The following is a 17,011-nucleotide window of genomic DNA, read 5'->3' as shown; positions in this document are numbered from 1 at the left end:
CCGCCTATACACTGCAATCCCCGATCCACGCGGCCTCATGCACCTCCTCCAGGAGAGAGGGGACTATCTCGGAGGCCAGCGCCACGGAATCCTCCACACCATACCCACGGAGCATATAGCCCAGGAAGGCGGCCGTAAACGCGTCGCCAGCACCCGTCGGGTCCTCCAACACCCCACCAGGGGGATCAACACCCCCGAGGAGGCGCCCGTACATGTACACGTCAACCCTCCCGGGCCCCCGGGTCAGTAGGAAAAGCCAGGTCCCAGGCGTATAGGGGGCTTCGCCCTCGCTGGCATGAACCACCTGCACCACTCCCATGCCCCCGGGGTAGAGGAGGCCCCTCCTAGAGTACCCCTGCACGTCCAAGGCCACAATCCTAGAGTAGCCCTGTAGGAGCAGCGGGAGCCCTCCATACTCTTCCCCGTAAACCGGGCTCACCAAAGCCACGTCAAGAGGGCCCACACTCCTAGCAACACTCAGAACTTGTCCGGCATCGATCACTGGGACCGAAGACCTGGCCCTTATGGTCCTTGAGGGACCCTCATAGGAGATCTCAAACACCATGCCCGGCCCCACAACCATGTACCCAGCCCTGCGTACCCCAAGCCCCCGCTCGACCCCGACAACCTCCATGGTGGCGTGTCCAACAGGGCCGATAGCATAGGGCTCCACGCCTAACTCCCTGAAGGCGTACCCGGCGTATAGCGCGGGGCCCCCAGCCCGGCAACCAGTCTCCAACACGTCGATTGTAGGCGGCGAGACCACCAGCGCCCTATACAACGCTCATCGCACCACTCAATCCCACAAGGCGTACTCCAAGCCCTAGCCTCCGGGAATGCCGGTGCTATGCAGTGGAGGGTCCCTCCCCCGGTAAATATAGCCTAGGCGCTGGTCAAGGGCATGGGGGCCATGGATTGCGCGGCTCGTGCAGCGAGATACCACCTTGCAGGGGCGTCTACGTGTACCTCTTCCAGGTGGAGGAGGGGCTGGAGGCGGCTGTGGGAGGCCTCGGCCCCCAGAGATTCCCGCCCGGTGTCTACGCCTACGTTGGGAGTGCGAGGGGCCCTGGAGGGGTTAGGGCTAGGGTCTGTAGGCATATGGCTCGGGAGAAGAGGCTTAGGTGGCACATAGACTACGTGTCTGCCAGGGCCGAGCCCGTAGGAGTCTTCTACTCCTGTGACAGCGACTGTAGCGAGGGGTCTCTAGCCCTGGAGTGCAGCAGGCTCCTGACCCCGTGGATCAGGGGGTTTGGATCGAGCGATGATAGCGTTGCCGAGACTCACTTGTACAGGTGCCGTGGGCTCCGGGAGTGCCTGGAGGGTGTGCAGAGGTGTTTCGAGGCCATGGGGTGTAGCCCGGCCTATAGGCTCCTGGCTAGAGGCTCCTCCTCTTGACGCTCCAGGCCAGGATGTAGGGTATGGCTGTGAGCCTAACCGGCCTGTAGGTCGGCTTAACGCGTCTCTTCCTGATCCACTCCAGCACGTCGTCGACTCCCGTGGGCTCCTCTGGGAGTACTATGGGCGTGGTCCCCAGCTCCCTGTGGACGTGGGCGTCTGACCCGCTGGTCCCTGGGATCCCCCGTTTATGGGCTAGTATGATAGCCGGTGTGTTCAGGCAGGGGGGCCCGCGGGCGTTCCAGACCTCTACCGCGTCGAAGAACCTGTATTTCTTGAGGATCTTTAGCCCGATGCTGCTCCTGACAGGGTGGAACGGGTGCGCTGCCACCATTAGGCAGTTCCTCTCGTCGGCCCAGTCCCTTAGCTCTTCTAGAGTGGTCGGGTTCTCTGGGTGGGGGGAGTCGCAGTAGACTAGCACGTCGCCTAGGTCTGTCCTGACCTCGTTCCCGTGGATTATCATGGGGCCTCCAAGGATCCTGGAGATCCTCTCGGCCAGGGAGCTGCCCCTGAAGGTGTCGTGGTCCGTCACCGCTAGGGCCGTGAGCCCCCTGTTGAGCGCTATCCTGACGGCCTCCTCGGGGGTCATGGCTCCGTCGCTCACCCTCGTGTGGAGGTGTATCTCGGCCCTGTAGCTGTCCAATGGCCTCTGCCCCGTCCCCCTGTAGCTACCTGCATATCTACTTATTACATTGCATCCCGGGGGTTAGCCTCTGGGTGGAGGGTCCCCGGTGAGGATAATCCCGGTTTACGGCGAGGGGATCTTTAACATCGCGTGGGGAGTCATATACTATACCATAGTCTTCGACTACGTGGACCCCACGGGCGAGTTCTGGTCCTATATGAGGGACCCCCGTAATAGGAGGAGAGAGGAGGAAGAGACCCGGAGGCTCATGCAGGAGGCCATCGACGACGAGCGCACACTCGTTAACGGGGTCGAGGTGAGGCCTGTCGTAGACGCGGCTATCCTACACTTCCGGGGCAGCAGGAGGAGGCATAGCATCACGTTCCACGTAAGGATACCATACTCGCCGATAGACGGCGTCAACGTCTACGAGAACTACTACGAGCCCGGCGCCGCCGAGTACCCCTACATCGTCTACTGGATCGCCCAGCCAGACGGGAGGATAAGGAGGCTGGAGACGCCGGGCAGGGTCACGTATAGGAGAAATGGTAGGATCGCGGTGGTTAGAGTAAGGCGTGGCACCAAGATAAACGGCTACGAGGCCGTGGAGTTCGAGGCACACAAACCGGCGGTGGAGAGCCCCTTCTAGGGCAGGCCGAGAGCCTCGCCACTCACGCCGACAATATCCTCTATCCTAAACTTGATCATCCTCATCAGAATAGACCTAGCCCTCCTGACGGGGCCCACGGGCATGCCCCTCGACTTCAAAAGGCTCTCTATGACCTGCAGGTTCTCCAATGTGGAGGACGTAACCCTCCCATTCATTATCTCCCACGCGGCCTGCTCCAACACGTTAGCGGCCATCCTAAGCACAGCGGCCCTATGGGGGTTCCTGGCCTTCCTGGCCATCGCCCTATACCTCTCCGCATCCTCGCTGGCTATGAGCCAGGCGGTTCTAGCTATTGACACTCCAAGGCACCCCGGTGGGTAATTGGTTAATACGCCGGGATTATCGGAGCCTAGAACACAGTATTACCCATGTATGACTACACGACGCGAGAATGGGGAATCCGGGGGTGTGGCCTACCGTCCCCTTCCCCTGGCGGGCCTCCTTGTTTAGCCTGGTCCCCACGCCTCTGGTCGCGGATCGCGTCGGTGCCGGCGATCCCAGTCATCGGCCCCTCCCGGTGAAGGTTATGCCTTCGACGGACTCCACGATTATGCCCTTATACAGCCAGCTTATCTGTCTTAGCGTGGCGTGCATGTCGAAGTCTGTCAGGGCGCTTATACCGTCCACCGGGACCACCACCTTGTACCATCTAAGCGCCGCGCTCGCCGCCGTGTGTAGCACGCATATGTTGGCTACCGTGCCGACGATCACCGTGTACTCGATCCCATACACCCTGAGTAGGTCGTCGAGGGGCGTGCCGTAGAAGCCGTCGTACCTGGTCTTGACGAGCACTATGTCCCCCGGCTGGGGCTTTAGCTCGTCTATGATCTGCCAGCCCCAGGTCCCGTAGCGGACGTGCTCGCCCCAGATCCCGTACTCCGGGTCATCGTCGTAGTGGGTGTCTTGGGTGTAGAAGATCCTGGCCCCGGCGCGCCGGGCCTTGTCCAACAGCCTCCTTATAGGCTCCACCGTCTCCATGGCCCTGGGCACGTGGAGCTTGCCCTCAGGCTTGACGAAGTCGTTCTGCATGTCTACGACTATCACGGCGGTCTTATCGGCTGGGAGCTCGACCCTGTCGACGACACTGTACTCGGGGACCTCGACCATGACCACGCCCAAGCCACCCCCAATACCAGTATTATTCCATCGCGGAGCGTATAACGCTTGCCTAGTCGCAGTATGGCAATGGAATATTACGAGGGACCCTCAACCAGCTTGACACCCGGGAGGGGTGAAGGGCAGGGTTGCCGCAGGGATTCTACGTGGTAGGCGAGGATGAGGTAGAGGCTATCTCGGTAGAGGATATGAGGGCCTACGAGCTAAACGGCGTCTCCCTAGGCATACCACTACTCCTAATGATGGAGAACGCGGGCAGGAGCGTCGCCGACTACATAGAGTACAGGCTAGGCGGCGTGAAGGGGAAGAGGATAGCGGTCATAGCAGGGAAGGGGGGCAACGCCGGGGACGGGTTCGTAGCCGCCAGACACCTAGCCGGTAGGGGGGCCCGGGTCCAGGTACACCTGGCATATCCCCCCACCGAGGTCATCCACGAGGATGCAAGGCTCAACCTAGAAGCCCTCCTGAGGATGGACTCCGTGGGGATAGTGAAGCCCATGGCCCGGGGCTGGCTAGAGGTCGACGACTCAGACGTGGTGGTCGACGCGCTCCTTGGAACCGGGGTCAGAGGGTCCCTCAGGAGCCCGGTCAAGGAGGCGGTGGAAGCCTTCAACAAGGCCCCGGGGCTCCGGGTCTCAATCGACGCCCCCACAGGCGTGGACCCCGACACGGGGGCGGCTGTGGATGAGGCGGCGAGGGCTGACGCAACGGTTACAATGCACAAGGTCAAGAGGGGCCTGTTGAAGGCTAGGCTCTACACGGGAGAGCTGGTGGTCGCCTACATAGGGCTGACCAGGGACGCCGAATACTATGCCGGGCCAGGCGACGTAGCCGCCAGGATACCGCGGAGGCCCAGGGACTCCCATAAGGGCGTCGGCGGGAGGGTGCTGGTCGTGGCCGGGAGCAAGTACTATGTCGGGGCGCCGCTCCTCACAGCCCTATCCGCCGCGAGGACCGGCGTGGACCTGGTCTACCTAGCCTCCCCACGGGAGATAGCCTTCACAGCAGCGTCCAAGTGTAGCACCGTGATACCATACCCGCTGCGGGGAGAGACCCTCTCAAGAGAGGACCTAGAGGGGATAGCTAGCATGATGGAGAGGGTCCATGCGGTGGCAATCGGCCCCGGCCTGGGGAGGGAGGAGGAGACCCTTGAGGCCGCCGCCAGGATAATAGAGTTGGCGGTCGAGAAGAGGGTCCCTCTAGTCGTAGACGCCGATGGCCTGAGGGCGGTGGCAGAGTCCGGCACTAGCCTGGCCGAAACCGTAGTCCTCACACCACACCGCGGGGAGGCGAGGCTCTTATCGGGCGTCGACGCCGCCCCGCTGGAGCAGGCCAGGAGCATAAGCAGGAGGCTGGGGGCTACTGTGTTGGTGAAGGCCCCGAGGGATGCCGCGTGTAGTGCCGAGGGGCTGTGCAGGGAGAATAGGAGTGGAGTCGCCGCGATGAGTGTGGGTGGCACGGGGGACGTGTTGACCGGCGTCATAGCCGGGATAATGGCGAAGCGCAACAGCATACTCGGGGACCCGTCGCCCCTTAACTCGGCTATAACAGGGGCCTACCTGGTTGGCCGTGCTGGAGAACTGGCCTATGGGAGGCTCGGGGAGTCGTTGACCGCCCTCGACATAGTTGAGGTGATACCCGGCTTGTTGCGTGACCCGTTGCAGGCCTAGACTGGCTAGACTGGGGATACGGTAAAGTATATACTGTGTATATAAGTAGAGTATTGACACATGTATAACACGGGTGGAAGCATAAGTGTACAAGATAACCATATCCGGCGAGACCTACTACGCCTGCGGCGAATGCGGCCTCATATACCGTAGCAGGGAGACGGCTAGGGAATGCGAGTCCTGGTGCTCCAGGCACAAGACCTGTAATGTAGAGATAGCCAGGCACGCTGTGGGGAGCCTAGCCCCGGCGAGCCTCCGGCTGACCAGCGCCTAGCCCCTCTACCCCCCTAAGCCTCTCGATCAACCTCCAGTAGCCCTCGTCGCCAGTGATCTCCTCGTGCTCCCTGGCTATCTTCCTGAGGAGGCCCTTAGCCCTCCTGGCTATGAAGCTTGCTATGTAGTCGCTCATATCGGCCCTGCCCGGGTCGAGGGGCGTGTTTATCCTGCCTATACTCGCCATAGAGTGTATCATGGCAGAGACGCTGTCCCCGTTAACGGCTGCCGACAGCCTCTCGGGGTCCCTAACCCCGCTATAGTAGAGGAAGCGTACTATCGATAGGGATAGGGCCTTGGCTATCACCTCCTTATTCTCCTCGTACAGCCTCTCCAGGCCCTGCCTGAGCCTGTCGAGAACCTCTCCATAGTCGACGCGTCGTAGTGGTAGGCGTAGGGCTGGAGCCAGGAAGCTATGGTCTAGCAGGGGCTCCAGGCTCCTGTGCGAGAGCACGGTCGCGCTCGCGTAGGCGCTGTAGAGTATCGATCTGGTAAACTGCTCCACGTCATCCTCAACCACGGCATCCCCGGCCAGTATAGACTCGGCCTCCTCCACGCCCAGGGGATCCATGGCCAGCGGCGTGCCCCTGGAGTCTAGGATCATCGGGACAGACCACGGGAACCCCCTTATGGTGGACGTGAGGGGCCTATCGAGGACAACCACCTTGAACTCCCCGAGCAAACCCTTCTCATCGAGACCCCGCAGTAGGCTGTAGCTCGACTTGCATAAGGGATGGACTAGTAGCGTGTACCCCGCCACGGCCTCCCCCTCCCCAGGGGCCGGAGGAACCCTCCCTTAATTACTCTAGATCAATATGATGATCTACGAGGCATATCCTAGGGCCCGCGGAGGGCTAGCGGCGGTGGGTAAGGGTCACGTTATAAGGGAGAGGTATGAGGCGACCGCCAAAGGGTACGATGAGCTGTATAGGGCGGAGCAGTATGAGAAGTATAGCGTCGCCCTGAGGAGGGTCCCTCCCCGGGGCAGGGTCCTCGACGCTGGATGCGGCACGGGGCTCCTGGCCGAGTACATGAGGCTCGCCGGCTACCTGGACAGGGTGGATCTCTACGTCTGCATGGACTATAGCTGGAGCATGCTGGAGATAGCCAGGTGGAGGCTCAGCCATATATGCCCGGGTAGGTGTGTGGCCGTCGAGGGCAACGTATTGGAGATCCCATTCGGGGACGAGAGCTTCGACACGGTCTACAGCTTCACGGTGCTCGACCTGGTCGACAGCGTTAGGAGGGCTGTGGGGGAGTTGAGGAGGGTCTCCCGGGGCCCCGTAGTCGTGTCGCTCCTGAAATCCCTGCCCCACAAGGATCTGCTACTCCTCGACGGGTACCCCCTGCTTGGGACCACCTCAAAGGACGCCTTGTTCAGGCTAGACCCGCCTAGGGCCTAGGGCCCTCCTGAAGTAGGGGTTCTCCCTGGCGACCTCCTCGACTACCTCCTCAACGCTCTTGCCCGGGGGGACGGGCCTCTTGACGAATACCCCCGTCCTGCCGTGCTCCCTGCGCCTCGACAACACCCGTATCCTCTCCTCGACGGTCTCAAGGCTCACGCCGGTCAGCTTAGCCGCCAGCCTCTCGTTACCCTCAAGCTCGACCTCGACATGCCCCCTCTCGGTCGGTATAATGAGTACGAGGTCCTTGTTGACCCCGGGGACCCTCTTGCCCGCCCGGACCCCCTCCAGGCCCAGCTCCCCGCCCCACCTATAGAACTCCCTCTCCCTCGGCTTCAAAACCGCCAGGGGGACGCTGACGACCTGCTCCTCCGCCTCATCCAGGTAGAAGTAGACCTTTGGGGTATAGTTGGGCGTCGCCTGCACGATCTCCCTATATCTAACCCTATAGCCGGCCCTCTCAAGCAGGAGTTCCACGATGCCTGGGGAGACGGGCTCGACGACCACGACGTCGACGTCCGAGTCCCTGTCAACGTCGCCCCGGGCTATGCTACCGTGGACTATGACCTCGACGCGCAGGGGCCTGAGAGCCTCCATGATCTTCACGGCCTTAGCCCTCTTCTCTGCTAGAACCCTCCACCTCCACTCGTCATACTCGACCTCGACGCCGGGATATGCGGGTCTAGGCGTCATACCCCTAATCCACCACGTAGCGCTCGTGTATGGCCTCGCCGACGACCTCGCCGCGGCTATAGGCCGTCACGTGGAACAACGCCCTCCTACCATCGAAGGACACCAGCCTGGCCTCCACCCTCACCTTCTCCCCCTCCCCAACGCTCTTCCTATGCCTCACGTCGACCCTGTAGCCGACGCTAGTCTTACCGGCGGGGAGGGCTAGGTCTAGGCAGGTCCTGGCGGTTACCTCCATCATTAGGACGAGGCAGGGAGTCGATAGCACGCGGCGCCCCCTCTCCTTTAGGTGGAGCGCCAGGTGCTCCTCCCCAACGGTGAACTCCATTGCACAGGCCCTATGGGACTCCTCCCTGACCTCTATCTCCTCCTGCAAGCTTCTCAGCCTCTCGTATGAACCCCTGGAAGGCCTCGACTATATGGTTTGACTCCACGCCAGCATACTCCACTAGGCTGAGGAAGCCGTTGGCCGCGTGGAATGCCAGGGGCATGCTGGGCGGGGCCATGCCTATCTCCTTCACGACACTCCTGGCCAGGCCGGGCGGGTAGACGTGGATAGTCGAGTCGGGCCAGGCCCTCAGGATGAGGCCCTCCTCGCCCACCACCCCCACCAAGCCGAAATAGTGCCTCCCACTAGCAACGCGGTACGAGGCGAGCCGGGAGCCCCCCTCTATGGGGTCCCTCCACTCGTCCCTGGCCAGGTCCACGGCTATGGGTTCTAGTAGCTCGGGCTCTATGGGGTCCCCCTCCTCCAGCCCCGGGAACAGCTCCTCTATCCTGCCTAGGGGGTCCCTTCCAGTGTATACCTCTACGAAGGGCTTCCCGGAGCTCTTGCCGATCCCGACAACGCCGTCACCCTGGAGCTCCTCCTCGTACCTGGAGTAGACCCACCTAAGCGATCCACTGCGGAGCACGATCGCCACGTGATAGTCGCCCGCCTCTGCATGGTACCGGCCGCCTCCACTGGCTCTACGAACCCCATCCTCACCGCTCCACAGGGACCCGAGGCTCCCCACAGTCAGCCCCCCGGTGGCTAGGCGGGAGACCGCTACTACGACATCGTAGCCCCCGGGAAACCTGGGAGCTATGAACAGCGGTATCGCCGGGGCCATGGACAGGGGTATGGAGTCGTTCACAACTAGCAGACCCTTCATTGCACTACTCCCCGGAGGGACCCTCCCCTCATCCTCGGAAGCCTACTCGGCTAGCCCCGAGTACTTGTCTATCACGTGGACCGGCGGTATCATGGAGAGCTTGGGGGCCCTCACGGTCACCACCACCGCCCTCTCGTCCGGCAGGTAGACCCAGTCAAAGCCCTCGCCCTGCCTGGGCAGGGGAGGCTCCTCCCCCTCTTCGAGGTAGTAGTAGGCCTCGACGAGGACCTCGTTCACGCCCCAGTCTATCCTGATCTTGTCGGCCAGGAGGTCGCTCCCCTCAAGGGCCACGAGCTCCACTATAACCCCCGGCTCCTCCGGGTCGAACTCTAGCATCTCAAGCTCGAACCTCCCCCTGGCCTTCAACCTATCCAGTATCCTGGATACTAGCCCTCCCCAAGCCTCCACGGCGTAGAAGTACACTTCGTCGAAGAGGCTGGCCACCCTATGCTCCTTCCTAACCCTAAGCTCCAGCCCCCAGCGCGCCAGGTGGCCCGAGTAGGCCGACATGGATTCAAGGGAACTACTCACTAGGTCCTCGACGCTAGTCTTCAGGCTCTCGGCAAGCTTTTCAAGGCCGCGCAGCGCCTCGCCGCTCACTTCAACCCTAATCTCCGGCATACACGTACACCCCTGGGTTTAGTAGCCCGTCGTGCACCGGGGAATATAACATGGAGTCAGTGGCGGGAGAATGGGCGGCTTGAGGCTCGGGTTCGCTCGCCATCCCCCCATGGAGGCGGTGGGGGTCGGCAGCGGTCAAGCCACTCCATCGCCCGGGTAAACACTATCACGGGCCCCGGGGATAAATCCTTGCTAGGATTCTCGACCCGCACTCCAGGGGCACTCGCCGTTGTATGGGCAGTATTGGCACCGGCGCCCGCCTCCCACGCGGGGCGACCTCCCGCCGGCTAGCAGGGCTATCTTGTCTCTTAGCTCGTGGAGGTCGGCCACCGGGTTGTATATTCTGGTTGTGACCATCCATTTGCCTCCCTTAGCTGGCTTAGGCCCGTGCATCTTCAGGTTTGACAGGGCAGTGGCTAGGCTCGACTCGTCTAGGCCTACAGCGACCGCTAGGGTGGCGTCGCCTGTATTGGTTGTTGTTTCTAGTATGTGGGCGGCTAGTATTAGCGGGGCCCAGTCACCGGGGTATACCCGTAGCCTGCCCCTTATCCTAGCCCTCACCAGGGCCCGGGGCCTCCCATCCTCGTAGTATACCGCGTCGGGGCTCACTATGGCCGGGACCCCGTCGACTTCCCCCACCAGGGTTACCTTGACGAACCCCCTGCCCTTCCTGGGCACGCGCCTGAGGGCTTCGAGCATTTTCCTGGCCAGCTCCCTGGCCCTGCCGGGGCCTATCCTCCCGGTCCTCCTAGCGTCTAGTAGGGGCTTGTACTCGCAGTAGTATGAGGATTCTAGTAGGTAGCCTGTTACCGCGCCCGTGTAGGCTATTGGCGCCTCCCACTCCACTATAGCGTGCCTCCGCCTCGGAGGGCGTCTATGGTATTATCATTTATGGTATTATCATTTCTATATTGCCCTGGGGGACCCCCCTTGTTTACTCTTCCGCGGCCCTGGCTAGTAGCTTGTTGAATATCGCTAGGCCTATCGCGTAGACTATTATGGTTCCTGCTATCGCTGGCCATGCCATGGCCAGGGCCTCGCCTGGAGTGTAGTTGTATAGGGTCATCCTCCTTATCGCCTCTATCTCGCGGGAGAGCGGGTATACGTCGGCGACTACCTGGAGGCTCTCTGGCAGTATGAACTTCGGGATTACTATCCCGCCGATGAACATTATCGGGAACGCGATAGCGTTTACTATGACCATGGCCGCCTCCTGGCTCCTGGCTAGGGGTGCCAGTAGTAGGCCTAGCCCTATAGTGAATAGTGCTCCAAGCGCCAGCAACGCTATTATCGCTATGGCCGCCTGTAGCGATATGTTGTAGCTGGCCCCGAGCGCCAGGCTGAAGAGTATTATTGACAGGGAGGATATCGCCACAGCTATCAGCGTCGATAGGGTCAGCGAAGCCAGCAGCTCCCACTTCCTTATGGGCGAGGAGAGGATTATCCTGAGGGTCCCCTCCTTCTTCATGTCTATTATGCTACTCGTGCCAGTTGAGAGGCCTATGAAGAGTATCTCGACCCCTATCATTCCTATGGCGTAGAAGGCCCTCACGCCCTCCGGCGTCTCTAGGAGTGGCGGCGTGTAGAGGGTCTCGTTGACAGTCAGCGGTTTCCTGAGGAAGTTGAACCAGTTGCCCAGGTAGGCCTTGTACTCCTCTGGGACGTATTGCACCGCAAACTTCATGGTCATGTTGAGGTATCTCTCCCTGATGCCGTCGGCGAACCCGTTGAGGAAGCCTATGGTGGCCTCTCTATTGTAGTCGCCCCAGGGGGTCTTCAGGGTGACTAGGCGTATGGTCGCGGGGGTCATGTTGAGGAGTGACTCGGTGAAGTTACCAGGTATTATGAGCCCGACGTCTACTCCTCCCCGCTTCACGCTTTCAATGAGCTTGGTCTCGTTGTCGTATATGTAGATCTTGAATACCTTGGACTCGTTCATGGCGGTCTTCAGCGCGTCGCTGAGGTCTAGCCTGGTCCCGTTCTCTAGGACCACTCCGTTGTCGGGGTCGTATATGCCGGCTTTGATAGGGTTGTAGCTCGTGTTCCCCCATATGCCTATCATTAGCCCGTAGAAGAGTATGGGGAATAGTATCACCCAGAAGAGTACCTCCTTGTACCTGAATATGCCCTTGACCCCCACGTATGCCTCGCTCAGTATCCTGTTTAGCGAGCCCATCACTCCTCCACCCCCTCTCCAAGCTCCACCCCGGTCAGGTGTAGGTACACCTCTGCGAGCCCGGGCTTCTTCACCTCAACGAGCTCTATACTAGAATTATTATTAATTAAAACCTCTATAATCCTGGGGAGCACGGTATCGGGATCCCTAGTCAAATACCAGGCCTCGCCGTCAGAAACCCTCAACAGCTTATACTCGCCGTTAGAAGGCGGAGGGTCCCTCAAGACCCCGCGAATCCTAATCCTAGCGAACCCAGCGTGCTCCCTTATCAGGTCGAGCGGCCTGCCCTCGGCCACAATCCTACCCCTATGGAAGATAAGGACCCTGTCAGCGTTCTCCTCGGCATCCTCAGCTATATGCGTGCTCGCAAGGACCACGCGGCCACCCGCCAGGCCCCTTATAATCCTCCACAACTCCCTCCTCGCAGCCGGGTCCAACCCGCTCGTCGGCTCGTCGAGTATCAAGACCCTCGGATCACCCATCATCGCCGCCGCTATAGAGAGCTTCTTCCTCATCCCACCACTGAGCTGCTGGACCTTCTTACCCCTATGCTCCAACAGGCCCAGGGCCTCCAGTAGCTCCAACCCCCTCCTCTTAGCCTCGCCCATACCGAGGCCCCTGAGGAGCCCATACCATACCAGGTTCTCCATCACCGTGAGGCGCAGCCTGAAGGGCATGTCCTGGGGGGCGAACCCTATGCACTCGCGGGCCCTCTCCCACCCGCTGCCCCAGACCTCGTAGCCGCAGACCCTCACGCTCCCCCGCGTGGGCGTTAGGGCCCCGGCTATAATGGACATCGTCGTGGTCTTGCCGCTGCCATTCGGGCCCATGAGCATCGTTATGCCCTCGCCCGCCTCGAAGGACACGTTGTCCACGCCGACGGACCCGTCCCTGTATATCTTGGCAAGGTTCTCTACGACAACCAGTGGCTCCACGGCCTCCACCAGGGATTAAATGTAGCCTCACTGGGGAAATAAGCCACGATGATACTCTGAATTTCAGAGCCCCATATAGAGCAAATACGGGGGCCCAGGATCCCGGGTACGCTGAAAACAGTGGGATAACCATGGGAAAACGATTTATCCTCTCCCAGACAATGTATAATTAGACGGCCCGGCCCCCAGGGACCCCCAATACACACGCTATAGACACGCCCCGATGCACATCCAAGAGCGCCAGCCCGGTGCTGCGAGAGGGGCGAGCCCCGCCGGCGGGGGGCGTATGAGGAGGGCCATAAGGCCCGCCACGGCGCGCCACGACGCCGTGAGAAGCATAACCCCACCCTCGACAGGAACGCCTCCCCTTTGGGGTTTGGGGAGGCGCTTGGGATCGCCGGGGGTCCCTAGGGGCCGGGTTTTTCTTTCCCCCTTATAGTATCTCTCTGAGGCACTCCGAGTATCTAGCCAGGGCTTTGCTCACTAGCCTGTAGTACTCGGTCTCTGTGTTCTCGTCTATGCATTTCGCTAGCCTGGGTAGTGTTTCTATGAGGTGGTTGTAGGCCAGCTTCCTCAGGATGGGCTGGGCGTCTATGTGGGCGCTGCTGGATATTATCGAGTATAGTTCTAGGATTACAGGTATGTTGTCTGGGAGCCGCTCTCTTGTGGTGTCTAGCTTGAGCCCTGCTTCTCTAATGATACTGTAGAGGTCGTCTATTATGTCTGGTTTTCCCAGCGTGTGTTCTCCCCCGAGATAGTATGACTCGTATATCGGGCACTTGGGCCTTGGGTAGGAGGCGGTGAAGAGCCTCGTGTACTCTATCTCCAGTTCGTCGGGAGGCCCGGCGTACAGTTTCTCGGAGGCTCGCGTGGCTAGCAACAGCGCCTCTCTACACTGTGCTGCTGGGCAGTCGCTGCCGGCGTCTAGGCTCTCCCAGCGCTTCTCTACGTATTTGGGGTTCAGGAGGAGGCGTTCTAGAGTGGCTGCTATCTTGGAGGTTAATGCGATGCATTCCCTCAACCCGCTCCCTCGTATATACATTCTAGGCTAGATATTATACTTCTAGAGTCTAGCAAGTATTTATATAGCAATCTATATATTTATATCCCTCAGAATATATATCACTAGTATAACCGGCCCCCGAAGGGTGTCTTAAATGCCCAAGCTCAAACGCAGAGAGTTCCTAAAGCTGGCAGCCGTATCCACAGCGATAGCCGCGACCAGCAAGGCTGGTGTAGACGGCATATTCCTCAAGAGGGACTCCATGAGCCTCCTAGAGTCAGCAGTCGAAGGACGCGGTCTAGAGGAGCGCTACTTCGTCTGCCGGATATGCGGTGGCGGGTGTGTACTAAAGGGGTACGTTGACAGGAACGGGAGGCTTGTGAAGATAGAGGGCGACCCGCGGGACTGGGTCTCCCACGGGACGCCATGCGTCAAGGGCAAGACCTCCCTGAAGATGCTATACGACCCAGACAGGCTCAGGAAGCCCCTCATAAGGACGAGCAGGGACAGGGGCTTCATACTAGACGACAAGGGAGCCGTAGTTGGAGTGAAGGACCCCAAGTGGAGGGAGGCCACCTGGGACGAGGCCCTGGACCTTGTAGCGGATAAGATGGCCGAGGCTATAAGGGAGTGGGGGCCCCAGTCGATAGTCTTCATAGGCCACGGCAAGGGGGGAGCTCTGGCTAGCTTAATCGGGACCCCCAACGTGGTCAAGCACCATACCACGTGCCATTCCACGTGGGACGTAGTCCTCAAGCCAATGTACGGCTCTGTGCCGAACGCCGACATGGCTAACTCGAAGCTGATAGTGGCCTTCGGCTTCGACCAGGGAGCCGGCAAGTCAAAGAACCCCTTCCCATGGCTGTTCTCGGAGGCCAAGAGGCGTGGAGCCAAGATCATAGTATTCGAGCCCCGGCTCTCCGAGACGGCGAGCAAGGCCACCGAGTGGATACCCATAAAGCCGGGCACAGACGCGGCGGTCGCCTTCGCCATGGCCAACGTCATACTAGAGGAGGAGCTATACGATAGGGACTTCCTGGTCAACTACACGAACGCGCCCATACTGGTAGACAGGGAGAAGCTGACCTATGCCAGCGATGGAGAGCTCCTGGTCTATGACACTGTACGGGGCGAGATCGTACCGGTCGGGGAGGCGGGGTCTCCTGCCCTTGACTGGGAGGGCGTGTATAAGGGTAGGCGTGTCGCGACGGTCTTCAGGCTCCTGAGGGAGAGGATGAGGGAGTATACCCCGGAGTGGGCCGAGAGGGTCAGCGGGGTCCCGAGCTCTAAGATTAGGGAGATAGCGAGGGAGCTGGCCACTGTGAAGCCGGCTAGTATTCCGCACTGGAAGAGGTCTGGCGGTACAGGGCCTAATAGGAGGCAGGGGGTCGAGACCTACAAGGCCATTGCACTCCTCATGGCCTTGACCGGTAACGTCGAGAGGAGGGGAGGCTGGCTATTCAATAGGACCGCCAAGTTCGTTAAGAAGGCCGTTAGCAAGAAGCCCAAGAAGACCTTCGCAGACCTATACCCTATACCGGAGGAGTACCGGGGGCTTACTGTTGATGAGAGGGAGAAGTTCCCCGTCTACAAGAAGTACGCCAAGGAGGGGGTGTTCCAGAAGGTCTGGTACAATATACTCCACGACAACCCGTACCCCGTCAAGGTCGTCGTAGTATGGGCCCAGGGCCTCCAGGCCTTCATGGACTACGAGCTCGTGGAGGCCGCTATCAAGCACGTCGTGGAGGATAACGACGGGATCATAGTCAACGTCAACATATACCCCGACGAGATGGCCACACTAGCCGACGTAGTCCTCCCCGAGAAGCTCTTCCTAGAGGGCGGGCCCACTATAGGATACTCCAAGAGCTTCGACCTAACCTACAGGATACACTGGGTCGACGGCATACCCCCGGTACACCCCGAGGCCAAGAGCGAGAAATGGATAGTCAAACAACTAGCCTACAGGATCGCGGAGAGACTCGGCATAACTAGGGAGGACCTGGAGAACAACTACTTCAGCGAATACTTCCTCGTGTCGAAGGAGGAAGAGCTGCAGAAGATGATAGACCTGTACAACAAGAAGCTCGGGACTAGTGTCACGCTAGAACAGCTCCAGAGGGAGAAGATATTCTCTCTCGACTGGACGCCCAAGGACCTGAGGAAGCTCAAGACAAGGTCCGGCAGGATAGAGCTACTCCCAGTAGAGCTGGCGGAGCACGGCTACGACCCCCTCCCCCGCTGGATGGACACCTTCACCTACGAGGGGCTAGGCGAGGGCGAGCTCGTGCTAGTCACATCGGTCTTCAGCATGAACAGGCACTCCAAGACGGTTAACAACGAGTGGCTGATGTACTTCCTCGCCAAGCACCACGCGAACAGGATCTGGATACACCCCTCGACCGCCGCGAGGATCGGCGTAAAGGAGGGGGACCTGGTCCTCGTGGAGGCTGTCAGGACCTTCAGCGAGGAGGCGACACTGCACAAGCCCAGGTACAGGCTCGCTGGCAGGGTCCACGTGACCGAGGCGGTCCGGCCTGACGTCATATTCGTGCCACACGGCATCGGGCAGCTGTCAAGGTTCATGAAGAGCTACGAGTTCACGATAAAGGGAGGCGACGGGGTGATCAAGCCGGTCATGGTCGACTACAGGAACCCCTCGGCATCCTCGTCGGACCAGGATGTTATAGTTAGGGTGATGCCCTATGGCTAGGTATGGATTCGTGATAGACCTATCCACATGCATAGGCTGCGGCGATTGCGTCGCCGCGTGTAGCGAGGAGAACACACTCGTGCTCAGCGAGATCAAAGAGGACGCGGTAGTACCGCTTGGCGGTAGAAGGGATATATGGGTCTCAGAGAAGGGCGTGTTCCCCTCAGTCATACGCGCCCACTACCACAGGACATGCATGCACTGCGAGGAGGCCCCCTGCGCGGCCGTCTGCCCAACCGGTGCAACCTACAAGACCGAGGACGGCATAGTCCTAGTCGACCATGATTTATGCATAGGCTGTAAATACTGCCTGGTGGCATGCCCCTACGACGCTAGATACGTGAACGAGGCCCTGGGAGGCCCCGACAAGTGCACTATGTGCATACACAGGCTGAAGGAAGGCCTCCAGCCGGCGTGTGCAGAGGCCTGTCCGACGGACTCCATAGTCTTCGGCGACCTAGACGACCCGGAGAGCAGGGTCGCTAGACTCGCCAAGCACGCCGTAACGCTCGGGCCAGAGCTGGGGACCAAGCCCAAGGTATACGTGATTCCTCCATAGCAGGGGTG

At 60.3% G+C, this 17,011-nt stretch carries 20 protein-coding genes and 1 pseudogene; 7 read left to right on the top strand and 14 right to left on the bottom strand.

Annotation, left to right across the window (positions count from 1 at the left end; all coding sequences use genetic code 11):
• Nucleotides 1–4: 4 nt before the first annotated feature.
• Nucleotides 5–781, bottom strand: a complete 777-nt coding sequence (locus F7C38_05760) for a PfkB family carbohydrate kinase (GenBank protein MCE4601053.1) — start codon at nt 779–781, stop codon at nt 5–7.
• A gap of 134 nt (nt 782–915) precedes the next feature.
• On the opposite strand from F7C38_05760, the gene F7C38_05755 reads away from it, so the two are divergent.
• Entirely contained in the window at nt 916–1,395 is a 480-nt protein-coding gene (locus F7C38_05755; GenBank protein MCE4601052.1) for a GIY-YIG nuclease family protein, read from the top strand.
• Here the strand turns inward: F7C38_05755 and F7C38_05750 are convergent.
• Nucleotides 1,376–1,729, bottom strand: coding sequence for a PHP domain-containing protein (locus F7C38_05750; protein ID MCE4601051.1), 354 nt, complete (start codon nt 1,727–1,729; stop codon nt 1,376–1,378). The two genes, F7C38_05755 and F7C38_05750, sit on opposite strands and share 20 nt — an antisense overlap.
• Nucleotides 1,730–1,912: 183 nt before the next feature.
• A pseudogene (locus F7C38_05745) lies at nt 1,913–2,023 on the bottom strand (PHP domain-containing protein).
• Nucleotides 2,024–2,126: 103 nt separating this feature from the next.
• Here F7C38_05745 and F7C38_05740 point away from each other — a divergent pair.
• Nucleotides 2,127–2,669, top strand: a complete 543-nt coding sequence (locus F7C38_05740; GenBank protein ID MCE4601050.1) for a hypothetical protein — start codon at nt 2,127–2,129, stop codon at nt 2,667–2,669.
• On the opposite strand, the gene F7C38_05735 is transcribed toward F7C38_05740, so the two are convergent.
• Both F7C38_05735 and F7C38_05730 read right to left on the bottom strand, forming a co-directional pair.
• Nucleotides 2,666–2,989 (bottom strand): hypothetical protein, encoded by a 324-nt coding sequence (locus F7C38_05735; protein MCE4601049.1) that lies wholly within the window; start codon nt 2,987–2,989, stop codon nt 2,666–2,668. The two genes, F7C38_05740 and F7C38_05735, sit on opposite strands and share 4 nt — an antisense overlap.
• A gap of 202 nt (nt 2,990–3,191) precedes the next feature.
• The gene (locus tag F7C38_05730; protein ID MCE4601048.1) at nt 3,192–3,797 is read right to left on the bottom strand and encodes a cysteine hydrolase; all 606 of its coding nucleotides are present in this window, start codon (nt 3,795–3,797) and stop codon (nt 3,192–3,194) included.
• 137 nt (nt 3,798–3,934) lie between these two features.
• On the opposite strand from F7C38_05730, the gene F7C38_05725 reads away from it, so the two are divergent.
• A complete protein-coding gene (locus F7C38_05725) occupies nt 3,935–5,476 on the top strand; it encodes an NAD(P)H-hydrate dehydratase (protein ID MCE4601047.1) in 1,542 nt (513 codons plus the stop codon).
• A gap of 85 nt (nt 5,477–5,561) precedes the next feature.
• Complete coding sequence (locus F7C38_05720) at nt 5,562–5,750, top strand: hypothetical protein (GenBank protein MCE4601046.1); 189 nt, start codon at nt 5,562–5,564, stop codon at nt 5,748–5,750.
• On the opposite strand, the gene F7C38_05715 is transcribed toward F7C38_05720, so the two are convergent.
• Nucleotides 5,715–6,509 (bottom strand): hypothetical protein, encoded by a 795-nt coding sequence (locus F7C38_05715; GenBank protein MCE4601045.1) that lies wholly within the window; start codon nt 6,507–6,509, stop codon nt 5,715–5,717. The genes F7C38_05720 and F7C38_05715 overlap by 36 nt on opposite strands.
• Nucleotides 6,510–6,612: 103 nt before the next feature.
• On the opposite strand from F7C38_05715, the gene F7C38_05710 reads away from it, so the two are divergent.
• Nucleotides 6,613–7,152, top strand: a complete 540-nt coding sequence (locus F7C38_05710; GenBank protein ID MCE4601044.1) for a class I SAM-dependent methyltransferase — start codon at nt 6,613–6,615, stop codon at nt 7,150–7,152.
• Here F7C38_05710 and F7C38_05705 read toward each other — a convergent pair.
• The 8 genes from F7C38_05705 to F7C38_05670 form a co-directional block, all read right to left on the bottom strand.
• Complete coding sequence (locus F7C38_05705; protein ID MCE4601043.1) at nt 7,132–7,845, bottom strand: nucleotidyltransferase domain-containing protein; 714 nt, start codon at nt 7,843–7,845, stop codon at nt 7,132–7,134. The genes F7C38_05710 and F7C38_05705 overlap by 21 nt on opposite strands.
• A gap of 4 nt (nt 7,846–7,849) precedes the next feature.
• Complete coding sequence (locus F7C38_05700; protein ID MCE4601042.1) at nt 7,850–8,218, bottom strand: thioesterase; 369 nt, start codon at nt 8,216–8,218, stop codon at nt 7,850–7,852.
• Entirely contained in the window at nt 8,181–8,996 is an 816-nt protein-coding gene (locus F7C38_05695) for a hypothetical protein (GenBank protein ID MCE4601041.1), read from the bottom strand. The genes F7C38_05700 and F7C38_05695 overlap by 38 nt, the downstream gene beginning before the upstream one ends.
• A 42-nt stretch (nt 8,997–9,038) precedes the next feature.
• Complete coding sequence (locus F7C38_05690) at nt 9,039–9,617, bottom strand: hypothetical protein (protein ID MCE4601040.1); 579 nt, start codon at nt 9,615–9,617, stop codon at nt 9,039–9,041.
• 192 nt (nt 9,618–9,809) lie between these two features.
• Nucleotides 9,810–10,463 (bottom strand): hypothetical protein, encoded by a 654-nt coding sequence (locus F7C38_05685; GenBank protein ID MCE4601039.1) that lies wholly within the window; start codon nt 10,461–10,463, stop codon nt 9,810–9,812.
• An 88-nt stretch (nt 10,464–10,551) separates the two neighbouring features.
• Nucleotides 10,552–11,793: an ABC transporter permease gene (locus F7C38_05680; protein MCE4601038.1), complete on the bottom strand. Its 1,242-nt coding sequence runs from the start codon at nt 11,791–11,793 to the stop codon at nt 10,552–10,554.
• Nucleotides 11,793–12,728, bottom strand: a complete 936-nt coding sequence (locus tag F7C38_05675) for an ABC transporter ATP-binding protein (protein ID MCE4601037.1) — start codon at nt 12,726–12,728, stop codon at nt 11,793–11,795. Before F7C38_05675 ends, F7C38_05680 begins: the two co-directional genes overlap by 1 nt.
• A gap of 433 nt (nt 12,729–13,161) precedes the next feature.
• Nucleotides 13,162–13,749, bottom strand: a complete 588-nt coding sequence (locus F7C38_05670) for a molecular chaperone TorD family protein (protein ID MCE4601036.1) — start codon at nt 13,747–13,749, stop codon at nt 13,162–13,164.
• Nucleotides 13,750–13,885: 136 nt separating this feature from the next.
• On the opposite strand from F7C38_05670, the gene F7C38_05665 reads away from it, so the two are divergent.
• Together F7C38_05665 and F7C38_05660 are read left to right on the top strand one after the other, a co-directional pair.
• Nucleotides 13,886–16,444 (top strand): molybdopterin-dependent oxidoreductase, encoded by a 2,559-nt coding sequence (locus tag F7C38_05665; GenBank protein MCE4601035.1) that lies wholly within the window; start codon nt 13,886–13,888, stop codon nt 16,442–16,444.
• Nucleotides 16,437–17,003, top strand: coding sequence for a 4Fe-4S dicluster domain-containing protein (locus F7C38_05660; GenBank protein MCE4601034.1), 567 nt, complete (start codon nt 16,437–16,439; stop codon nt 17,001–17,003). Before F7C38_05665 ends, F7C38_05660 begins: the two co-directional genes overlap by 8 nt.
• Nucleotides 17,004–17,011: the final 8 nt, after the last annotated feature.

The organism is Candidatus Thermodiscus eudorianus, from assembly GCA_015521085.1.
GTDB classification, from domain to species: Archaea; Thermoproteota; Thermoprotei_A; order Sulfolobales; family Acidilobaceae; genus Thermodiscus; species Thermodiscus eudorianus.
This window is presented reverse-complemented; position numbering and strand designations above follow the sequence as displayed.

Coding starts and splice junctions, on each gene's coding strand:
- F7C38_05695 (MCE4601041.1), bottom strand. CDS start 8,996: ATGAAGGGTCTGCTAGTTGTGAACGACTCCATACCCCTGTCCATGGCC.
- F7C38_05750 (MCE4601051.1), bottom strand. CDS start 1,729: ATGGTGGCAGCGCACCCGTTCCACCCTGTCAGGAGCAGCATCGGGCTA.
- F7C38_05665 (MCE4601035.1), top strand. CDS start 13,886: ATGCCCAAGCTCAAACGCAGAGAGTTCCTAAAGCTGGCAGCCGTATCC.
- F7C38_05730 (MCE4601048.1), bottom strand. CDS start 3,797: ATGGTCGAGGTCCCCGAGTACAGTGTCGTCGACAGGGTCGAGCTCCCA.
- F7C38_05690 (MCE4601040.1), bottom strand. CDS start 9,617: ATGCCGGAGATTAGGGTTGAAGTGAGCGGCGAGGCGCTGCGCGGCCTT.
- F7C38_05680 (MCE4601038.1), bottom strand. CDS start 11,793: ATGGGCTCGCTAAACAGGATACTGAGCGAGGCATACGTGGGGGTCAAG.
- F7C38_05660 (MCE4601034.1), top strand. CDS start 16,437: ATGGCTAGGTATGGATTCGTGATAGACCTATCCACATGCATAGGCTGC.
- F7C38_05705 (MCE4601043.1), bottom strand. CDS start 7,845: ATGACGCCTAGACCCGCATATCCCGGCGTCGAGGTCGAGTATGACGAG.